The sequence below is a fragment of the Xenorhabdus sp. KK7.4 genome (genome assembly GCF_963876465.1).
GTDB classification, from domain to species: domain Bacteria; phylum Pseudomonadota; class Gammaproteobacteria; order Enterobacterales; family Enterobacteriaceae; genus Xenorhabdus; species Xenorhabdus stockiae.
Genome location: NZ_CAWNQF010000128.1, coordinates 1 through 4,334, shown reverse-complemented (window position 1 = coordinate 4,334; position 4,334 = coordinate 1). Strand labels below are relative to the sequence as shown.

The window sequence follows — 4,334 nt, the reverse complement described above, 5'->3', positions numbered from 1 at the left end:
GTCGTTAGTTTCGAATTTACCATCGGGATGGATTTGAATGATAGGGGAGGATTTTCTGATAATACCATCCTGACCTGCATAAACATTCCCTCCCCACCCCATTGCTAAAACATTTCCATGAACGCCTTCAGGGAAAAGATAATTACTCAACGTTTCACTTCCCTTTTGGATAATGACGTATCCGTACTCGCCTTGTGTCCCAAAATTAACTGCTAGTCCGGTTCCCGCGTGTTTTGCCAAAAAATTAGTATGCCCATCGCCAACCGCTATCACCTGATCAGCAAATTGAACCCCAGAAGAATTTTGAATGACTGCACCCTCTAACCCAATATTCCTCACAAACGCCGCTTTATTCGGAATATCCGCCCCGTTCTGGCTTTTATCCAGCCTCCCGGCAATCGCTTCATTCATGGCCTTTATCGATTGCAGTGAAACAGTTTGTCCGTTCGGCAGTGTCACACTCACCGTCCCACTCAGACTCATCCACTTATCCATATTCTGGAGAAACTGGACGATATAGGCATTAATCGCCACCATATGCCGGACACCATCAGACATGGAATCCGGTACGGTCACCTGAATCTGATAGGTGACGTTATTCAACGTCACTGTAACATTATCCGCCAATACCAGCTCGGTATCCGAATTCACCGCCTGTATCAGATGCAGTAAATTACTGCTGCCGGACTGGATGAGTATCACCTGCCCCGGTGCAATGCCGTTCAGGTTATCTTTAAATTTTGTGCCCGTGCCCCGGACAATCGCCGAGCCGGACACCGTGGAAAGTGTGCCTTGTGTGTAAATCATGGTGGGGTTCCTGAGAAGAGACAATCAGAAGTAATCGTCGTAGTTAATCGCGTAGATGTCGTAGTTGATGGGCTTGTAACTGAAGTTATTCACCTGTATATATTCAAAATTCATTTTCCCGGCTTCGCTCACCGAAATGGTGCTGCCCGAGAAGGTGAAGCCGGAATCAGCAAAGCGCCAGCTGTTCCCACCGACATTCCTGACCAGCTTGGCTAATCGGTTCACATGCACCATCGGGCGAGAGATGCTGCGGGCTGAGCCACTCCCGTTTCTGACGGCTATCATTTCCCCCAGAAAAAATGGCGTGTAATGGGATGAGTAAGTCAGCCGTCCCGACGCGTTATAAATCGCTATCCCGTAATCCGGTCGCTGTAATGCAAAGCCGCTGGAGAAAATGACCACAGAGACAACGCAGGGCACGTCATTATTCACCATCACTTTATCGTGAGTCATCCCGACTGCTGCCCCGGGCGTTTCCGTCCGGGCAAACACCAGACATTGTGCGCGGTTCGGGATAGAGTCCGGCACTCGCCATTGCCCCTGTTTGCCTAAGGTCACTCTGCCCCGGTAAACGCAATAGCCCAGTCGGTTCTGATCGGTAATCGTTGAAACGCCATTCATGCCTGCCAGCTGAATACCAAACGCTGAACGGTACTTCGGGTAGCCACACACCTGAATATAAAAATGCCGATCGGGGTCAAAGTAGGGATCAAACCAACCAGCTACATTGCCGTACCAGTCAGGCCGACCATTAGGGCTGTCACTGTATTCAAAGCGCAGATATTCCCCCTCCATACGGATATTATTGAGCCGGATATCGACAATCACCGACATATTACCATCCTGCCCCACCATTACCGTTTTGGTCGGTATCAGGACAATATTAAAATCCCGGGCTTCCGGAATATGGTGTGACTGCTGATAACCCTGCTTTTTGAAATCCCCGTGCAAATCGATTGAGATGGCCCTTATCAGGCTTAATGTCTGTGCCCGGTTCGAATCCAGCCGGTAAGCCTTTCCCCCGTCACCGGGATGAACCAATAATCCGATGTCACTCATTAAATTTCCCCTACCTTGACCCTTAACACACCCCGACCATCAAAGACCGCCAGCCCGGTGTGATCCAGTGCGACCCTGACCCCGCCTGCCGTGCCTTTCATCTCAAACGCCCCATTCTTCGGTAAGTTCCAGCCCCCGTTCGGCCAGTTATCTGACCGGATGCCGTCCGCAATTTTTGCCATCGTGATAGAGGCATCCTGAATGTCCGCCCCGTTAATGGAGGCTTTATCGATAAAGACCTGATTGAAAAAAGCCTGCCCGTTCTTAATCACAAAAACCGGATCTAATTTCCCGCTGGACGGATTGACGACCGTAAACTGGTTCGCCATGACACCGAGGTGCGTTTCCACCTTGCCGTTTTTCACCTCAGCCCCAATCACCATCCCGGCTTTATAGAACTGACCGTTGTACTTGACGCCGACCCCAACGTCATAAATCCCATATCCGTTCCCGTCGATATCAAATACCGCCGTCGCTTTGGTCTGGACAGCCGCCGCATTTTTACCGACATCGACCTGCACTTTCTCCAGCTTTTCAGCCAGGGCTTTTTGGTCGGTCAGTTGGGTGGTTCTGACTTCCAGTATCTCTGCGCGCATCTCGCCATTTTCTTTCAGCTGATGCTGGACTACGGAACCAATCAGGGCCGCATTCCCTAAAATTGCCTCATTGGTAAAATTGATGTCCGATTGCAGGCGTTTTCCCGCTTCCGCACTGAGGAACTGGTCACCCGCGGCATCAATAATCCAGCTCGCATCCGTGGAGGATTCACCGCGCAGAAAGTCGGTCCACGGGGATTGATTACCGGATTTATCCACCAGTCTGGCACGGAAATAGAACGCGACGCCGGCCGCCAGTCCCTGCATCACATAGGTCTTTTGTGGGTAGGGAATGTCGGCCAGTAACATCAGTCCCTCGCCGTCACTCGTCGGACTGTACTGGATTTCGGTTTTCAGTGTGTCATCCGTATGAGGTGCAAAACCCCAGTCTAACTGGATGCCAAACACAATCGGCGTGGCTTTAAAGCCCAACGGCGCAGGCGGCTCACCGGCTTTGCCTTTCAGGTGCGTTTCCGGTGCATTGGCCCACAGACTGGAGATTTCCGCGGCATTAATGGCTCTTACCCGGGCCTGATAGCGTCCGGCGTAGATGTTCGGTACTTCAAAGCCCTGTGTTGAGGTTCTCGGTGCCGCTATCCAGTTACCGTTATCCCGTCGCCATTCGGCTTCATAGGCAATGGCACTTTCGGCCGCGTCCCACGACACCCGCAATGTGGTGATCGCAATGCCCTGATGAACCACCGAATCACTGCTAATCGCAACCTTTTTCGGTGGTGACTGTACGCCGGGCGGAATAAGGGAAATGGGACGTTCATCAATGCGAATGCCGGTATCAATGTGGGCGTATTTATCCGGATTATGCTCAATGGCGGTAATTTCAAACGAAACACCATCATCCCCTTCTTTAATGCCCGTAACCCGAAATAGCTGAATGTCTAAATCGGTGGCATCAATGGCCCAGACGGATTCGGCAATCGGCGTTTCAGAGTAAGCGGTCGTGACGGTGATCACGGTGCCGTTAACAGCCTGAATGGTGCGACCTTCTGCCTTGCCTGAAGGGAGATTAAGTATCAACCGTTCCCCCACTTTCGCCGACGACACTCTATCTAAAGTGATATTGCGTCCGTCAGCATGGTGGAGACGACCACCCAGCACCCGGCCTGCCAGCATTTCATCCGCTACCCCGATAACATAACCGGGCAAGGGAATTTTGCCGTCCAGCCCCACGGTAAAGCTGACCATCCGGTCATACTCGTTGGTGTGCAATATCCACTTACCGCGTCGAATGGCCTCACTCTGGCGGGTACAGCCAATCGCGGTCACATCGGCCTGCCTGACCTGAAAACGACGTATCAATCGGTGGTCGAAGACCGGTTCCACTGCATCCTGATAGCCGTTCTGGGGGTCTGACCAACTCACCATCGCGGTAGAATAATGGGTCTTTTCACTGGCACTGCTGTAGACAAACTTACCGTCACGCACATTGGCGCGGGTGTAGAGATAATCCACATCCCGTGGCATATCCGCCAGTACGTTCATGTTATTGTTGGCCCAGTAGGTCATCCCCCGGAAGATACCGGCAATATCCCGTAACACTGTCCATGCCTCTTCCTGTGACTGGATATACACATTACAGGTATGACGCGGCTCAGTACCGCCTTTACCGTCCGGCACGGACTGATCACAATACTGGGCAATCCGGTATAAGTCCCATTTCGCCAGACTTAAGTTTTCGGTTTTCACCCGTGAGCCAATACTGAATCGGTCATTGATCATCAGGTCATACAGCACCCATGCCGGGTTATCCGTCCATGCCCATTTGAATTGTCCTGACCACACGCCAGAGTAACTGCGGGCTTCAGGGTTATAATTATCCGGCACACGAATAACGCGCATCTTCGGCTCACAGGA

2 protein-coding genes and 1 pseudogene are annotated in these 4,334 nt (G+C 51.8%); all 3 read right to left on the bottom strand.

From position 1 onward, the window contains the following. A pseudogene (locus tag AACS90_RS20785) lies at positions 1-807 on the bottom strand (hypothetical protein); the annotation flags it as partial. 24 nt (positions 808-831) lie between these two features. Next, positions 832-1,866, bottom strand: a complete 1,035-nt coding sequence (locus AACS90_RS20780) for a DUF6453 family protein (protein WP_099123611.1) — start codon at positions 1,864-1,866, stop codon at positions 832-834. After that, positions 1,866-4,334 (bottom strand): host specificity protein J (locus AACS90_RS20775; RefSeq protein WP_099123612.1); only part of this gene is annotated, 2,469 nt, incomplete at its 5' end. The genes AACS90_RS20780 and AACS90_RS20775, both read right to left, overlap by 1 nt.